Source organism: Colwellia sp. Bg11-28, from assembly GCF_002836245.1.
Taxonomy (GTDB): Bacteria; Pseudomonadota; Gammaproteobacteria; order Enterobacterales; family Alteromonadaceae; genus Colwellia; species Colwellia psychrerythraea_A.
Map to the genome: position 1 here is coordinate 847,599 of NZ_PJBA01000006.1, position 13,510 is coordinate 861,108.

General features: G+C 36.3%; 19 protein-coding genes. 2 read left to right on the top strand and 17 right to left on the bottom strand.

Translation table 11 applies throughout. From position 1 onward, the window contains the following. Positions 1-65: 65 nt before the first annotated feature. Positions 66-1,220: an MFS transporter gene (locus CXF79_RS10670; RefSeq protein ID WP_101154897.1), complete on the top strand. Its 1,155-nt coding sequence runs from the start codon at positions 66-68 to the stop codon at positions 1,218-1,220. Positions 1,221-1,297: 77 nt separating this feature from the next. Then, entirely contained in the window at positions 1,298-1,699 is a 402-nt protein-coding gene (locus CXF79_RS10675; protein ID WP_101154898.1) for a rhodanese-like domain-containing protein, read from the top strand. A 138-nt stretch (positions 1,700-1,837) separates the two neighbouring features. On the opposite strand, the gene CXF79_RS10680 is transcribed toward CXF79_RS10675, so the two are convergent. The 17 genes from CXF79_RS10680 to CXF79_RS10760 all read right to left on the bottom strand — a co-directional run bounded on the left by CXF79_RS10680 (position 1,838) and on the right by CXF79_RS10760 (position 13,450). Then, positions 1,838-2,206: a VOC family protein gene (locus tag CXF79_RS10680; RefSeq protein WP_011043931.1), complete on the bottom strand. Its 369-nt coding sequence runs from the start codon at positions 2,204-2,206 to the stop codon at positions 1,838-1,840. A gap of 98 nt (positions 2,207-2,304) precedes the next feature. After that, positions 2,305-2,850, bottom strand: a complete 546-nt coding sequence (locus CXF79_RS10685; RefSeq protein ID WP_101154899.1) for a manganese efflux pump MntP — start codon at positions 2,848-2,850, stop codon at positions 2,305-2,307. Between the two features lie 190 nt (positions 2,851-3,040). Then, entirely contained in the window at positions 3,041-3,247 is a 207-nt protein-coding gene (locus tag CXF79_RS10690; protein ID WP_011043929.1) for a hypothetical protein, read from the bottom strand. A 253-nt stretch (positions 3,248-3,500) separates the two neighbouring features. Next, the gene (locus tag CXF79_RS10695) at positions 3,501-3,932 is read right to left on the bottom strand and encodes a hypothetical protein (protein ID WP_232769143.1); all 432 of its coding nucleotides are present in this window, start codon (positions 3,930-3,932) and stop codon (positions 3,501-3,503) included. Positions 3,933-4,066: 134 nt separating this feature from the next. Beyond that, positions 4,067-4,849, bottom strand: a complete 783-nt coding sequence (locus tag CXF79_RS10700; protein ID WP_101154901.1) for a PhzF family phenazine biosynthesis protein — start codon at positions 4,847-4,849, stop codon at positions 4,067-4,069. Between the two features lie 116 nt (positions 4,850-4,965). Then, a complete protein-coding gene (locus CXF79_RS10705) occupies positions 4,966-5,622 on the bottom strand; it encodes a LysE family translocator (protein WP_101154902.1) in 657 nt (218 codons plus the stop codon). Between the two features lie 84 nt (positions 5,623-5,706). Then, on the bottom strand, positions 5,707-6,612 hold the full coding sequence (locus CXF79_RS10710; protein WP_101154903.1) for a hypothetical protein: 906 nt from the start codon (positions 6,610-6,612) through the stop codon (positions 5,707-5,709). Between the two features lie 124 nt (positions 6,613-6,736). Beyond that, positions 6,737-7,135 (bottom strand): carboxymuconolactone decarboxylase family protein, encoded by a 399-nt coding sequence (locus CXF79_RS10715; protein WP_101154904.1) that lies wholly within the window; start codon positions 7,133-7,135, stop codon positions 6,737-6,739. 84 nt (positions 7,136-7,219) lie between these two features. Next, positions 7,220-7,573: a MerR family transcriptional regulator gene (locus tag CXF79_RS10720; RefSeq protein WP_101154905.1), complete on the bottom strand. Its 354-nt coding sequence runs from the start codon at positions 7,571-7,573 to the stop codon at positions 7,220-7,222. 22 nt (positions 7,574-7,595) lie between these two features. Beyond that, a complete protein-coding gene (locus CXF79_RS10725; RefSeq protein WP_101154906.1) occupies positions 7,596-7,991 on the bottom strand; it encodes an OsmC family protein in 396 nt (131 codons plus the stop codon). Positions 7,992-8,062: 71 nt separating this feature from the next. Further along, positions 8,063-8,239, bottom strand: coding sequence for a hypothetical protein (locus CXF79_RS10730; protein ID WP_232769144.1), 177 nt, complete (start codon positions 8,237-8,239; stop codon positions 8,063-8,065). A 416-nt stretch (positions 8,240-8,655) separates the two neighbouring features. Then, positions 8,656-9,051, bottom strand: a complete 396-nt coding sequence (locus CXF79_RS10735) for an ACT domain-containing protein (RefSeq protein ID WP_011043919.1) — start codon at positions 9,049-9,051, stop codon at positions 8,656-8,658. A 101-nt stretch (positions 9,052-9,152) separates the two neighbouring features. After that, entirely contained in the window at positions 9,153-10,268 is a 1,116-nt protein-coding gene (locus tag CXF79_RS10740) for an acyltransferase family protein (RefSeq protein ID WP_101154907.1), read from the bottom strand. Between the two features lie 358 nt (positions 10,269-10,626). Continuing rightward, a complete protein-coding gene (locus tag CXF79_RS10745; protein WP_101154908.1) occupies positions 10,627-11,037 on the bottom strand; it encodes a hypothetical protein in 411 nt (136 codons plus the stop codon). Between the two features lie 121 nt (positions 11,038-11,158). Further along, positions 11,159-12,007, bottom strand: coding sequence for a bifunctional methylenetetrahydrofolate dehydrogenase/methenyltetrahydrofolate cyclohydrolase FolD (gene folD, locus CXF79_RS10750; protein WP_011043917.1), 849 nt, complete (start codon positions 12,005-12,007; stop codon positions 11,159-11,161). Between the two features lie 140 nt (positions 12,008-12,147). Continuing rightward, a complete protein-coding gene (locus tag CXF79_RS10755; protein ID WP_101154909.1) occupies positions 12,148-12,747 on the bottom strand; it encodes a nucleotidyltransferase family protein in 600 nt (199 codons plus the stop codon). A gap of 124 nt (positions 12,748-12,871) precedes the next feature. After that, entirely contained in the window at positions 12,872-13,450 is a 579-nt protein-coding gene (locus CXF79_RS10760) for a uracil-DNA glycosylase family protein (protein WP_011043915.1), read from the bottom strand. Positions 13,451-13,510 lie beyond the last annotated feature (60 nt).

Sequence of the window (13,510 nt, forward strand, 5' to 3'; positions counted from 1 at the left end):
GGCTTCAGTTTACTCACTAAACCCCTGCATTAGTTCCTTTTCTTTTCATCGTAAGGCTCATACGCTTGATTCCTTTCAACATGATGTTTGTTCGATTATCTTCGAGTTACTTTTTTTATTTTGCTCTGCTGGGTTTAATCTCACCTTACTTGGCTATTTTCCTTGATGGTCAAGGTTTTAACTCTCGCCAAGTCGGTGAAATTCTTGCCATTATGACTGCAACAAAAATTGTTGCGCCAAGCTTATGGGCAACATTTGCAGATAAATCAGCACGACCTCTATTTATTATACGACTCGGTGCTTTGTTAGCACTGGTTAGTTTTAGCTTACTCTATTGGTTCAGTCAGTATTGGCCAATTACCTTTTGTCTGGCGCTTTTTACCTTGTTTTGGACCGCAATTCTACCGCAACTGGAAGTGCACACGTTAAATTCAACTAAACACAGCAGTAAAATCTATGCACGTATTCGTTTATGGGGAAGTTTGGGTTTTATTGTCTTAGCAGTAGTGGCAGGTGAGGCAATAAGTCGTTTAGGTTATCAAGTATTTACCAGCTTAGGTGTTATTATTTTGGCCGGTCTATTTATCAGCACTTTGTTACTAACGCCTAAAAAAGGGGTAGAGTTAAATAAAGGCAAAGCCAATGCTCCTGAGCCTATTGTTAATAAACTCATTGATGGTCGTTTTATAAGCTTCTTTATCGCGGGTTTATTATTACAAATTAGCTTTGCGCCTTATTATGGTTTTTTTGCACTGTTTTTACGTGATTTTGACTACTCTGGTGTGGCCGTTGGCTTATTCATTGCTCTGGGCGCTGTAGCTGAAATTGTTGCTTTTATCTATATGGGGTCATTGTTTAAACGCTTCTCTTTGAATTCATTATTAGTTTTTAGTTTAGCTATTACCGCCTTGCGTTGGTTTTTGATGCCAGTGGTTGCCGACTCAGGACTCTGGCTTGCAATAAATCAATTAAGTCACGCTGCTAGTTTTGCCATTTACCATAGTGCGAGTATGAAGTTTATTTCTTCGCACTTTACTAAGAGTCAACAAAGTAGAGGGCAGGGTGTCTATTTAGGTGGTGTATATGGTGTTGGTGGTGCTGTTGGCGCTTATATCACAGGATTACTTTGGCTAGGCGGAGAAGGGGCGAGTAACGCTTTTATCATGGCTGGCATTAGTGCTTTACTTGGCGCAATCATTATGATTTTTAGTAAAAAATAATGGCGAGATTTTTTAGCTGAACCAAATTGCAGTATAATATCTAGCATTGATAAATTATAAATAAGGAAGACTTACACATGAAACATATTTTAGTTAAAAAAATTGCAACCACAATCGTCTTTGTTTTGGCCGTAGCCACTACATGGCTGGTTTCGGCTAAAGATATTAATCAGACTGAATTGCAACAGATTATGAAAAATGACAAACAGGTTATCTTACTCGATGTCAGAACAGTGGAAGAATTCGAAGAGGGTCACATCCCTAATGCGGTGAATATTCCACATAAAGAGCTCGAAGCTCGATTAGCTGAATTGACCGGTGCTAAGAACACACAAGTCGTTATCTATTGTCGTTCAGGTAGAAGAGCCGAAGTTGCTAGAGAAGTATTGGTAAAAAATGGTTTCAATGAGTTAGACCATTTGTCAGGTGACTTTAATGAATGGAGCAGTAACAATCTGCCTATCATTAAAGTGAAGTAAACACTGATAATTACTTGAAGCGAATAAAAAACCACAATCTTTATTAACTGATTTTAATAAAGATTGTGGTTTTTTCGTATTCATTAAGCTTTAAAGTTTTTTTCGAAAATTAAGGGCTAGCGTTAAACCGTGCAATAGCTAAGCAATATAGGCTTTTACCGGTGACCAAACAGCCAGCTCATTACCACTAGGCTCAGTAAAATGAAACCGACGTCCACCAGGGAAAGAGAAAATAGCTTGGCTAATAATACCTCCCGCACTTTTAACGCGTTGTTCGGTAGCCTCTAAATCGTCACTGAGTAAAACCAATAAGCAAGCGCCATTAAGGGTACTTGAAACGAGTTCAGACAAAAAGAAACCGCCTTCGATACCTGAATTGCTAAAGGCAGTATATTCTTCACCATAATCAATAAATGACCAAGCAAAGGCTCGTTCAAAAAAAGCTTTGGTTGCTGGAATATCCTTCGCGGGCAACTCTACATAATTAATTACTTCACGGGGTGTCATAAACAAACGCTCCTATTTCAATTGGTATTACTATAGCTCAGTGTTTTTTTGGATTATGGTAGAGCTAGATTCAAAGATATTTTCTATATTTGCCCATATTATGACGTAATGATAATTTTTATTGCCATTACTATCAAAGTGATACCGCCGAAAAATTCAGCCTTATTCTCCAACCATGTTCCACCTTTAGTACCTACTAAAACGCCTAACCAACTAAAAATAAAGGTAACTGAAGCAATAATCAAACAAGCGATTAACGGGTTTACAGGTAAAAGCGTTAGGCTAAATCCCGCTGCCATAGCATCAATACTGGTGGCAATGGCTAGAATTAATAACACACGATGAGTAATCTTACTGATATCCTCTTCTATTCCTTCAGAAAATGAATCAAAAATCATTTTGACGCCAATGAGCAAGAGCAACAAAAAAGCAATCCACGGCGTATAAGACTCAGCCCAACTTAATACCCCTTTGCCACCAAGGTAACCAATGATAGGCATTATGCCTTGAAACAAGCCAAAATATAGCGCAACAATGATGCCTAGTGGCGCAACTTTACTCTGTTGTTTGGTTGCCCCTAAACCAATAGAAACGGCAAAGGCATCCATACTTAATGCAATAGCAAGAATAATGACTTCTATCATGTGAAAAATGTCCTAAATTATAAAAGCAGTAATTAATTTATTGATGGGCGGATCGTTGCTAGTCAACTAAACACTTATTAAAAAATATCATATCGAAAGAGTTTATAAGTCATTTGTCATGAGTAAAGTGGCTTTATCAGTAGCATTGAGCAGCTAGTTTTCAACTAACTGTTGCCTTTTAACTCTTATCTTATTTATACCAAATACTTACCACAATTGTTGATGGTTGAAAGGATCCACCACTTTGAGATTGGGTAATATTCTCAATTTTAATATTTGGTTGTGTTGCAAGCCAAAGATTAATATCACCCTCTAAACCGTGATCTGTTGCGGTATCTGATTTGGGTAAAAAGCCTACTTTTGGTCGTAAAATTTTAGTAAATATTTTAACTTCCATAATATTCTCATCTTTCTAATAGCGTAGAGTAATAAGTTAATAAGTGACTAAACAATATAGTCAATCCCCCTACAAAAAGGTTATGACAAAAAATAAGATATGTCATTAAAAAGTTACCTGTAGGAAATATTGCTAATTAAAGGCCTGTTAACAGACTCAATAGAGTGACTATAATTTTAGTTGGAAACGAATGGCCAAGTTGATCTATCGGGGGCAATTGCCTTATTACTGCTAACTTGTTAACCAATAACCATTAATCCAATGAGTTTAGTAAGATCTTTATTTCTTCTCTCACTGAGTCAATAGAGCCTACAATGTTATCTACGGTTTGCTGGCTAGTAGCAATCGTTTCCCAATTAACGGACCAAACATCCTTTAATTCAGTGGTTTTTGTTTTAACTTCATCATCGGTAAGGACACTCAAATCATCTATTAATCCGACAATAACCCATCCTTTCCTAGGATTTCCTTCCTTTAGGTCTTCATCATAATAGGCTGAATAAACTAACTGTTCTAAAGACGATAGATTTATCAACATCTCAAAACTGGCGGTTCTAATATTGTTATTATTTTCAGACACTTCCATACGCCACACATTGTATGAAAAACCCATTAGCGTAAACAATAGGCTAAAGATTACCGTTCTCTGGTATAAATTAATTCGGTTATCAATTTGATTTTCCATAGTTGACCTCACAGTTAACGCGTTAATAACAAGCAATAAAATAGCTGATTCAAATAAGTAATGAATGAACAAAACCCAATGGTGTTTTGTCTTTCTTTATGAGTTGTATGCTTTGCCTAATACCTGTAGCAAGTCTAAATATTTATTTCACCAGACATATAATCTACCGCATTTCCTGTCAAAACAACGCGATCACCTTTCAATTCGCAATGCACGATCCCACTTCGCTTCGAAATTTGGCGACCTGTTAACAATGATAGCCCCAATTTGGAACTCCAATAGGGGGCTAACTCACAATGAGCAGAGCCGGTGATAGGATCTTCATCTACGCCAAGTTTAGGAAAAAAGCATCGACTGACAAAATCGACATCGGTTCCAACAGCGGTAACAACCACACCTCTGAGATCGAGTTGCAACCACTTAGATAAATCAGGGTCAAGATTCTTAACGGCTTCTTCACTATCTAAAATAATTATATAGTCGAAAGAGGCGATAACTTGTTTAGGTATAACGTCGCCTAAACCTGCTAATAAATTAATGGGGGCATCAATAACTGCAGGGTGAGAGGCCGGAAAGTCCATACTAAAACCTGAATCATTTTTTGTGACAACCAATTCACCGCTTTTAGTTTGAAATTTTACCTTTGGTGATTTAAAACCTAAGTGCTCATAAAGTACGTGAGCAGTGGCTAAAGTGGCATGGCCGCACAGATCGACTTCACCTCTTGGTGTAAACCAACGAAGCTGAATTCCTGCTGCAGATGATACAAAAAAAGCGGTTTCAGATAGATTGTTTTCTTCTGCTATTTTTTGAAGAACTTCATCATCTAACCATTCGTTTAATGGACATACTGCCGCAGGATTTCCTTCAAATACGTGTGATGCGAAAGCATCAACTTGATATATTTTTATTTTCATGAAACTCCAAGATGTGATTTGTTAAAAACCTAACAGTGACTTAATAGCTAAATATAGTGGCTAATACTGTTGAGATAAGCCGAGCATACTTTATTCATTTGATACCTTCTAACTTTCTACTGTTTCACTAACGCTGATTTTACAATAGCCAAACCAATAAGGCCTAATAATGCACCCGTAACCTTATCAATGTAATAGGCGGCTTTGGTAAATCTTGATCGTATAGTTCGTGTTGAAAGCAGATAAATAATGGCTAAGTCCCATAAAAATACAACCACGGTCATCCAAATACCTAATCCCAACTTAAAAGTAAAACCTACGTCAGGAGTGAGAACAACGGTAAATAGGCTGAGGTAAAATAATAAATTCTTTGGATTTAATATTCCAGACATAAATCCAGTAATGAACTCCTTTAAAAACGTTGATTTATTGGAAGTATCGTTAGTCGATTCAGCCAACGCAAAGTTGTTGTATGAGCTTTTACTAGCACGTAAAGCTTGCACCGCTAGATAAATTAGAAACAGCCCTCCAATAATTTTTAGTACCACCATTATCGTGACTGAGGCGGCTAAAATCGAACCGACACCAATCAAACACAACCCAATATATAATGCGTTAGCAGATGATATACCCAGCGCAACACCAATAGCATTTTTACCTTCGTTTCTGATTGCGCTTTTTACAACGAGCACGAAATCTGGTCCAGGACTTAACAACGCAAGAAAATGCGCTATAGCAACCGTTACGAAAATACCAAATAAACTAATATCCATATAAAACACCTTTATTAATCGTAGAAATGAGCGCTAAGTTTGAATAACAAACAACGCCGTTATTATTGGAGTAAATATTGTTGGCTAAATTTTTCTTGATAACCAAAGCATAATATTTAATAAAAATTGTTCGTTTTGTTCAGCACCTTCAGCAATCACGCCCATCTTCATTTTTTCTTTGCCACTAACTTGCGCGGTAAACATGGCCGCTTCACCGAAAACGACAATTCTGCCTTTATCAAACTCCAAGGTCGCACCTTGATTCCAACCCTTAACTGATATTTCAGGGGTATTATCAGGAAAATCCCATGACTTTGTTGGCATATATGAAATGGCCGAATGACCAAAAACCAGTAAAGGTTTAGCGTTTGGCGGAGATAAAAAAGCTTGCCCTGTAAATGCTTTTACCGATGTAATCTCTTCTTTTAGACCGGTCCCTTTTAAAATTGGATGAGCGAGTAAAGTACCGTTATCCTGTTCAAATAGCTGTGCTTTGTTAGTTACCTCTTCGACATAACCATTATTAAATTGAAAGCCAAAAATAGCAGCCATATTCTCTGCTGCCCTAGGGAATGGCATATGGTCCGCAATTAGAAAGAGTGAGCCGCCATTTTTTACCCATTGATAAACAGCCTCAATTTCCTCTCTGGAAAATGCAGAGTAATTAGGTAAGTCCCAATCATTTACATTTTTTACGCTCAATGCATTAGATATTATTAAGATATCAGCATGGGCTAATGATTTTTTAGTGAAGCTCTCTTTGTGTTTTTTAACTAAATAACCATCACTTTGCAATATATCAACAAAGGGTCGATACCTACCATCCATGGTATGAAAGTTATGATGTGCTTCATCTAAGAGCACTATGGGGGCTTGTGCGGCTGAAAAAGTCTTTATGGTGTTTTTAGCTTTAAAACTGGTATCACCGAGTTGCTGCGCATGAATAGATAATGACATAAATATCATAAAGCTAGATATTAATTTAACCATAAGAGTATCCTTATTCTGAAAGTAAAATTGACCATAGATGAATACATGTATCTTGATTGATAACGGGTGTAAATAGTTGATTACTATTGTTTAGACGAAACATAATCAACTATTTAAATTCTGTTTAATCGCTTTTTATTGTGTCAATTATGCCTCTTTCCGTAAAGACTTCTTTTGCTACCAACATGCCATTTAAAGCTGCTGGGAAACCAGCGTAAACCGACATTTGTATAATAACTTCAATTATCTGTTCTGGTTTGCAGCCTACATTCAAAGCACCGTTAATGTGTACATTCAGTTGAGGCTGGCAATGTCCTAAAGTAGTTAAGGCGGCAACTGTTGCTAACTCTCTTCTTTGTAAATCAAGCCCTGGCCTTTGGTAAATATCACCAAAAGGAAATTCTATCGTATATTTTGCTAAATCTGGTGAAATTGATGCCAAACTATCAATGACTTTTTGACCTGCTTCTCCATCAATTTCTCTTAACTTATCAAGACCTGATATATATCGTTGATTATTCATTAATACTCCGATTCTAATCTTTGCGTAAATTCAAAGAACTAGAATCTATTACTTAGAGCTAACTCTAAGTCAAGTAGTTAACGTTTACGTGATGATTTTACTGTAATGCTGTATTTTCGTTTTCAACATTTGAAGGTGAGACTGTTCTTCTGCTATTTTCTCTTCTAGCATCAGCGCATGCTCTTCTAGAATTTGCATTCTCAACCCTGAGGTTGAAATACCAATAGCTCGTAAATCTGCATACTTTAAGATCTGCTTTAGAGGCATTCCAGTCTCTTTTAATCGCTTGATGAACTCAACCCACACCACATCTTTTTGAGTAAAATAGCGATGACCACTTGAGTTCCGTTCAATTTGCTTTAACAAACCTATTTTTTCGTAATATCGAAGCGTATGAGCCGATATATTAGTGACTATTGAAAATTTTTTAATGTTCATGATTTTGCTAAATGTAAATTTATTAATTAATGATTTCAACTGAATAAGTAATATCAATGGTTGGTTGTAGCATTAAACAGACATGACAATACTTATTAATGGCTTCTTCGATTGCTGCTTTAACTTGAGGTTCTGTAACCTTAGCTTCAATCGAAAAATGTAAATTTATCGATTTATATAATCTAGGTTCATTCTCTGTCAGATGATAGGTTACACAGTTATTTAGCGCTTTAAGTTCAATATCATTATCTTTGAAGTAAAGGGTGACATCGGTCGCACTGCAGGAGCCTAATGCGGATAATAATATTTCCGTTGGGCAAGGGGCTGATTTACTGTCAGCATCAATGAAAACCTCGAATCCATCTTCTGTAATAACCTTGAAGCGACAATCTCCTTGCCAATTAACATTAATAGTCATAATTATCCTTTTAAATCGCGCTACATGATCCAAACTCATTGTCGCGGGTCATGATGGATTACTCGTTATATTTACTTACTCTTAGCGAGTAAGTGTGTAGTAAGGGTAGGGGTTAACTCTGTAATTAAACTAATAACATTGTCACTGGCGTGATTTAGTAAAACCCAACCATCTGTGCCCATCAGCTCAATTGAGGTTATATCAATTTTCAGTGTCTTGGTTTTCATTACACCAACAACCGGAAACACGGAAAATACCTAAGCTTGTATCAATACCAAACGGATTAATTTATTGGCCAACTTAGAGCTTCAGTAGCGAGCTTATAACAAACAAAATAACGTAAACATAGTTATTCTATATTTCATTTATTTTGAGATGTTATCAGTTTGCTAATGAGCTCCCGACGGGCGAGTTGAAAAGGCTTACCTGCGGCGTTATTGATTTTGACAAGGGAATAACCCTTCTCTTCAATCAATGCCTTGCCTCTAAGCCTTTTAATTCTCGCTAAGTGATCAATAAATTAGTCCGATTGGTATAATATGACTGATAGTAAATTTTTTCACAAAACCTCAGATAAATATAATGCTGTTAACTCACTGATAATACTTGGCTAAAATAGTACATAACGAATTAAGCCAAGTTGGAATTCTGTCAGTTTATCGTGTTAACTACAAAATTCATTTAAGACTTTCATTGCTAACTCAGCCTTGTCTGTTTGTACAAATATATGGTCGTGATAATAAGCGGCTATTACATTAGCGCTTATATTATTAGCGGCTAACTTACCTGAAACTGCCGCAGTTAGACCAACAGCATCAAGGCTTGAATGTATGGTTAAGGTAATACCTCGAAATACAGACTCAAAAGGAAGTTGGTTAGCAAGTGCCATCTCTTTCGATATGACTATCGTTAATCCTTCTGATTCACGAAAAGACGCTAATGGCGATAAGGCATTGAAATCAAGATAATCACCTTGAACTGAGCAAAACACATATTCACCTGCCATCAAGTTAGGTGACATCGAGGCCAACAGCGTATCTAAATTGATTTCACCAGTCATGTAAATATCCTTTGTTGTTATGCCCTTATATTGGGCTAAATATTGCTGAACAAACAGTAATAAAAAATTCAGTCACTATATTCCTATGCTCGAAGGTCTGGCTAACTTTTAGAAATCAAATACGGGCTTTTAACATCTTGATGAAACCTACCAAGTGTTTTTTTATAAACATAGGTAAAGAAATCATTGAATAAGTACTTTCTATGCTCGGTCAGTTGACCAAAAACGTATGTAGAAATAGCAATAGCACTAATTAACAAAAAAATATCTACAAGACTATTTGAATCATGGTTATAAAGGTTTGCCCAAATAGACATAACTAAAGCATGCACTAAATATAGCGTAAACGTATAGGTAGAAAACCGTCTAATTGAATTTTTATAACTTAATAATAAGTAAAATTTTGAATGCTTTGCGCATAAAAAATTTAATACCACAATAAATGTTAAAAAATAATCATTTAAATAACGATCAGCACTTCCTAAATTCAAAAAGCCAAATGGCCAAATTTCATTCCCATAGACACGAAGTGAATAATCAAAATCAAGGTACTTGTAAATTATAAGAAGTAGAATGCTCAAGAGCCATCCAAGTCGCGCTGGTATAATATTTAATGAAACATTTTTTTGGTATTTATATAATGCTACCCCGGCTAACCAAATAGGTAATAGTAGCCATAATTTATGTCCTATAAATAAAAATATAACACCTGAAATTATGACTCTTTTAACCCCAGAATAAAAATAAATACTAGCGAATAAAATGTAATACCAAACTTCGTAACTCAATGACCAGTATGGTGCAAGCCATGTTGGTGTTTCAGATATGTTCCAAATTTCGCCAAGAAATAAGCTGTGAAAAGGTATATACAGGTAAGCTTTAGTTATTTGGTAATATTCTTTTTCATTAAAAATTGAATATAAGTAAACAATAAAAAATGAAACTAATAATAAGGGTAAAGCTACGGAATAAATTCTGGCTGCTCTAGCTATAGCATATTCGCTGAGTGATGGTTTCTTAATATCACATGTATAAGCTATTACAAACCCAGAAAGCACAAAGAAAATCATAACTGCTTCTCGGCCTAATTCAGGCACGTAATATGAAATAGATTCATTTATAATTCCATACTGAATAAAATGAGCTATAACGACAAAAAGGGCAGCTAAAAACCTAATACAATCTAAATAAAGTGAGTATTCTTCTTCTAATTTCACAACAGAACCCTAAATAAGTATACGCCACCTTAAGTGACTAAATATAGTTGGCTAAACGAATCCAAGCGTTGAGCGTCAAATATAATGCTTTGTTAGTTGCTTGAACGCGTAACTTTAAAAATTAGTGCAAATGATTATTAAACATGAAGAAGATAGATGGGCATAATATGACATAAGCACTTCCATTGCTTGGTAATCTATTACAACAAATAGATTCATCGTAGTAAACCTAAAATGTTATATTTTTAAGGAGATGCTGAGGTTATTGTAATTAGCTAAATATTTCCGAGCAAAATTTGAGGGATGAATACAGATATCAGTATCTTATCCATTTTTTAGATTGCTCGATTAACCTTACTTATAAACTTGCCCATTGCTGTTTTAAGCCAATGAGGTGAATAAGACCAAAACCTAAACAAATCAATGAACTCCATACCCAAAATTCAGGAGAACGGCCCATAGGTGAACTAATGAAAAAGAAACCAGCAATACCGCGAACGAAATAAATTAGAGTAATCAGAATCAGGGCTAAACGGATTAATGGTAAGCGAAAAGTAATACCTGCTGCATAAAGCGACCAGAGAGAGAGAACAAGCACAATACCACTGGTGATTAAGGTAGGTTGAATACTACCTCGCTCAGCAAGAACAGCCATTTTCTCTCCGGCACCGAAGAAACGATACCAAGGAGCACCAAAATAAATGCAACCAATATGGATAATGGCGACTATCGCATTTAAGGTACCTGCAATAACTAAAAATCCATTCATATTCTGATAGAACCTCCGTGTTATCTAACGCTTATTTAAGCGGAAAAAAATAGCTGGTTATTCGTCAATGATGAAAGTTAAGCAACTATCTTTGTCTATTTCAATTATTTTTTAGTCTGCATTATTGTGCTAATTTTAACTCACATGCTTCAACAGTCTGATAGATCAAGGTATTTATTGTCATTGGCCCTACGCCTCCAGGTACAGGAGTATATGCCTTAACACGACTCATAAGGGGCTGTAACTCAATGTCTCCGATACCACCTTCATGATACCCAGCATCTATCACTACGGCATCATCTTTAATCCAATCAGCTTTGATGAATTCAGGCTTACCGACAGCGCCTACAACGATATCAGCAGTCTTGATGATTTTATCAAGTCCAACTGTTTTTGAATGACAAATAGTAACCGTGCAGTTTTTATTAAGCAGCATCATTGCCATTGGTTTGCCAAGAATAGGGCTTCTACCAACGACAACAGCATGTTTACCTTCTAGTTGAATATCATATGCCTCTAAAATTCGAATTATTCCTTTTGGCGTAGCGCTGCCATAAGAGGTTTCATTCATTGCCATACGACCAAAACCCCAACAAGTTACCCCGTCAACATCTTTAGATAAATCTATGGAATCAAAGCACTGTCTTTCATTAATTTGTGGTGGCACAGGGTGCTGTAAAAGAATGCCATGAATATTTGGATTGGCATTTAGTTTTGCAATTTCAGCTAATAGCTCTTCTGTCGTTGTTTCTTCAGACATTTCAACTTTCAACGAGTCCATACCAACTCGGGTACAAGCATTCGACTTCATTTTTACATAGGTTGCCGAAGAAGGATCATTTCCCACTAGAATTGTGGCTAAGATAGGAACGGCACCATTACTCAATTCCTTAAGGCGTGCAACTCTTGAGCGCAAATCTTCTTCAGACTTTTTAGTAACGCTTTTCCCATCTAGAATCAATGCTGACATATATACAATCCTTAACTACTACGTTATTTGTTTAAAAACTAACACCCAAATAATGGGCAAAATTCAGGTAACTAGAATAAGCGACACAGAAGAAAAAGCCAAATATATTTTATCCTTATTTAACAGTTTGTTATGAAAAATTACCAGTTTTCTACTGATAGTTTAGGCCACTGTTCTTTCCATTTTATCGCTTTGCCTTCGTAAATGGTTTGGTTTACCAAAATTTTATTTGGTCTCACCCTAAGAGAAAACATATCTTGGAATCCAAAAGGAGCTATAAACTCTAATTGGCCTTTGTTCATCCGCATCGCCATACACGCACCAATAACAGGCCAAGTAGATATTGATTCTTGAACACTATGATATCGAGCTTTCGGTATACCAAAACGCTCTTCATACCATAAATGTACTCTAGCAATATTTTTGACATCGAATGGAATATTCATCTCAGAGAGAGATTCAGTTAACGCTTGAATATAGCTATTTTCTGACTGCCAACTTAAATCATTCTCGTCCCAATATAAGACATCAATATCCTTTATAAATGTATTGAAATCATAGCCATGAATTACATTCCATACATTTTGAAATATAATGCCAGCACCTACCCATGCGTTGGGAAGGTGATTGATTTTCTCTAATATCTGGGGCATTCCATCAATTGTCATTACAAATTCAGACAATAAAGCTATCTGTTCATCGAGAGACAGATGTTGACCATTTAATAAATTTTTTTTCATATAAAGGTAAGTCTATTTTAAGTTGAAGACACCTCATTAAGAGGCTAATAATTGGTAGCTAAAATGTTAAATGACGAAACTAAAGCAACTGTTCTGTCTGGTTTTAAGTAAGTCTTATTAGATACTATTTTAATGATTCTCGAATGCGACTTCGAAGCACTGGCAGTAATTCTATCTCAAACCATGGATTCTTCTTAAGCCAAATGTTATTCCTAGGGCTAGGGTGAGGAAGAGGAATGATATTTGGCCAATAGGTTTCCCACGATTTGACCAAATCAGTGACCGAAGCGTTCTTTAAGCCCATATGGTATTTTTGTGCATAACTGCCAAGCACAATAGTGACCTCTATTTGCTTGAGGTGGGCGAGTATTTTCTCTCTCCAAGCTGGCGCGCACTCTTTTCGCGGCGCAAGATCGCCTGTTTTTCCGGATCCAGGAAAGCAAAAACCCATAGGTAAAATAGCAACCTTTTCTGGATCATAAAACTCTTCTCGTGATAACCCCAGCCACTCACGTAAACGTTTACCGCTTGCATCGTCAAAAGGCACACCTGATGTATGAACCTTCAGGCCAGGAGCTTGACCAGCAATCAATATCTTTGCCTTCGGGTGAACCTGTAGAACAGGTCGTACTCCATGTTCTAGTTGAGAAGCACAAATGGTGCAGCGTCTTACTTCGTTAAGTAGAGTGGAAAAATCTGACATTTGTATCTCAATGCCTCATTAAGAAGCTAAATGTTAAGGCTAAATTATAGCTGAGTTGAC

Coding starts and splice junctions, on each gene's coding strand:
- CXF79_RS10675 (WP_101154898.1), top strand. CDS start 1,298: ATGAAACATATTTTAGTTAAAAAAATTGCAACCACAATCGTCTTTGTT.
- CXF79_RS10680 (WP_011043931.1), bottom strand. CDS start 2,206: ATGACACCCCGTGAAGTAATTAATTATGTAGAGTTGCCCGCGAAGGAT.
- CXF79_RS10685 (WP_101154899.1), bottom strand. CDS start 2,850: ATGATAGAAGTCATTATTCTTGCTATTGCATTAAGTATGGATGCCTTT.
- CXF79_RS10690 (WP_011043929.1), bottom strand. CDS start 3,247: ATGGAAGTTAAAATATTTACTAAAATTTTACGACCAAAAGTAGGCTTT.
- CXF79_RS10695 (WP_232769143.1), bottom strand. CDS start 3,932: ATGGAAAATCAAATTGATAACCGAATTAATTTATACCAGAGAACGGTA.
- CXF79_RS10700 (WP_101154901.1), bottom strand. CDS start 4,849: ATGAAAATAAAAATATATCAAGTTGATGCTTTCGCATCACACGTATTT.
- CXF79_RS10705 (WP_101154902.1), bottom strand. CDS start 5,622: ATGGATATTAGTTTATTTGGTATTTTCGTAACGGTTGCTATAGCGCAT.
- CXF79_RS10710 (WP_101154903.1), bottom strand. CDS start 6,612: ATGGTTAAATTAATATCTAGCTTTATGATATTTATGTCATTATCTATT.
- CXF79_RS10715 (WP_101154904.1), bottom strand. CDS start 7,135: ATGAATAATCAACGATATATATCAGGTCTTGATAAGTTAAGAGAAATT.
- CXF79_RS10720 (WP_101154905.1), bottom strand. CDS start 7,573: ATGAACATTAAAAAATTTTCAATAGTCACTAATATATCGGCTCATACG.
- CXF79_RS10725 (WP_101154906.1), bottom strand. CDS start 7,991: ATGACTATTAATGTTAATTGGCAAGGAGATTGTCGCTTCAAGGTTATT.
- CXF79_RS10735 (WP_011043919.1), bottom strand. CDS start 9,051: ATGACTGGTGAAATCAATTTAGATACGCTGTTGGCCTCGATGTCACCT.
- CXF79_RS10745 (WP_101154908.1), bottom strand. CDS start 11,037: ATGAATGGATTTTTAGTTATTGCAGGTACCTTAAATGCGATAGTCGCC.
- folD (WP_011043917.1), bottom strand. CDS start 12,007: ATGTCAGCATTGATTCTAGATGGGAAAAGCGTTACTAAAAAGTCTGAA.
- CXF79_RS10755 (WP_101154909.1), bottom strand. CDS start 12,747: ATGAAAAAAAATTTATTAAATGGTCAACATCTGTCTCTCGATGAACAG.
- CXF79_RS10760 (WP_011043915.1), bottom strand. CDS start 13,450: ATGTCAGATTTTTCCACTCTACTTAACGAAGTAAGACGCTGCACCATT.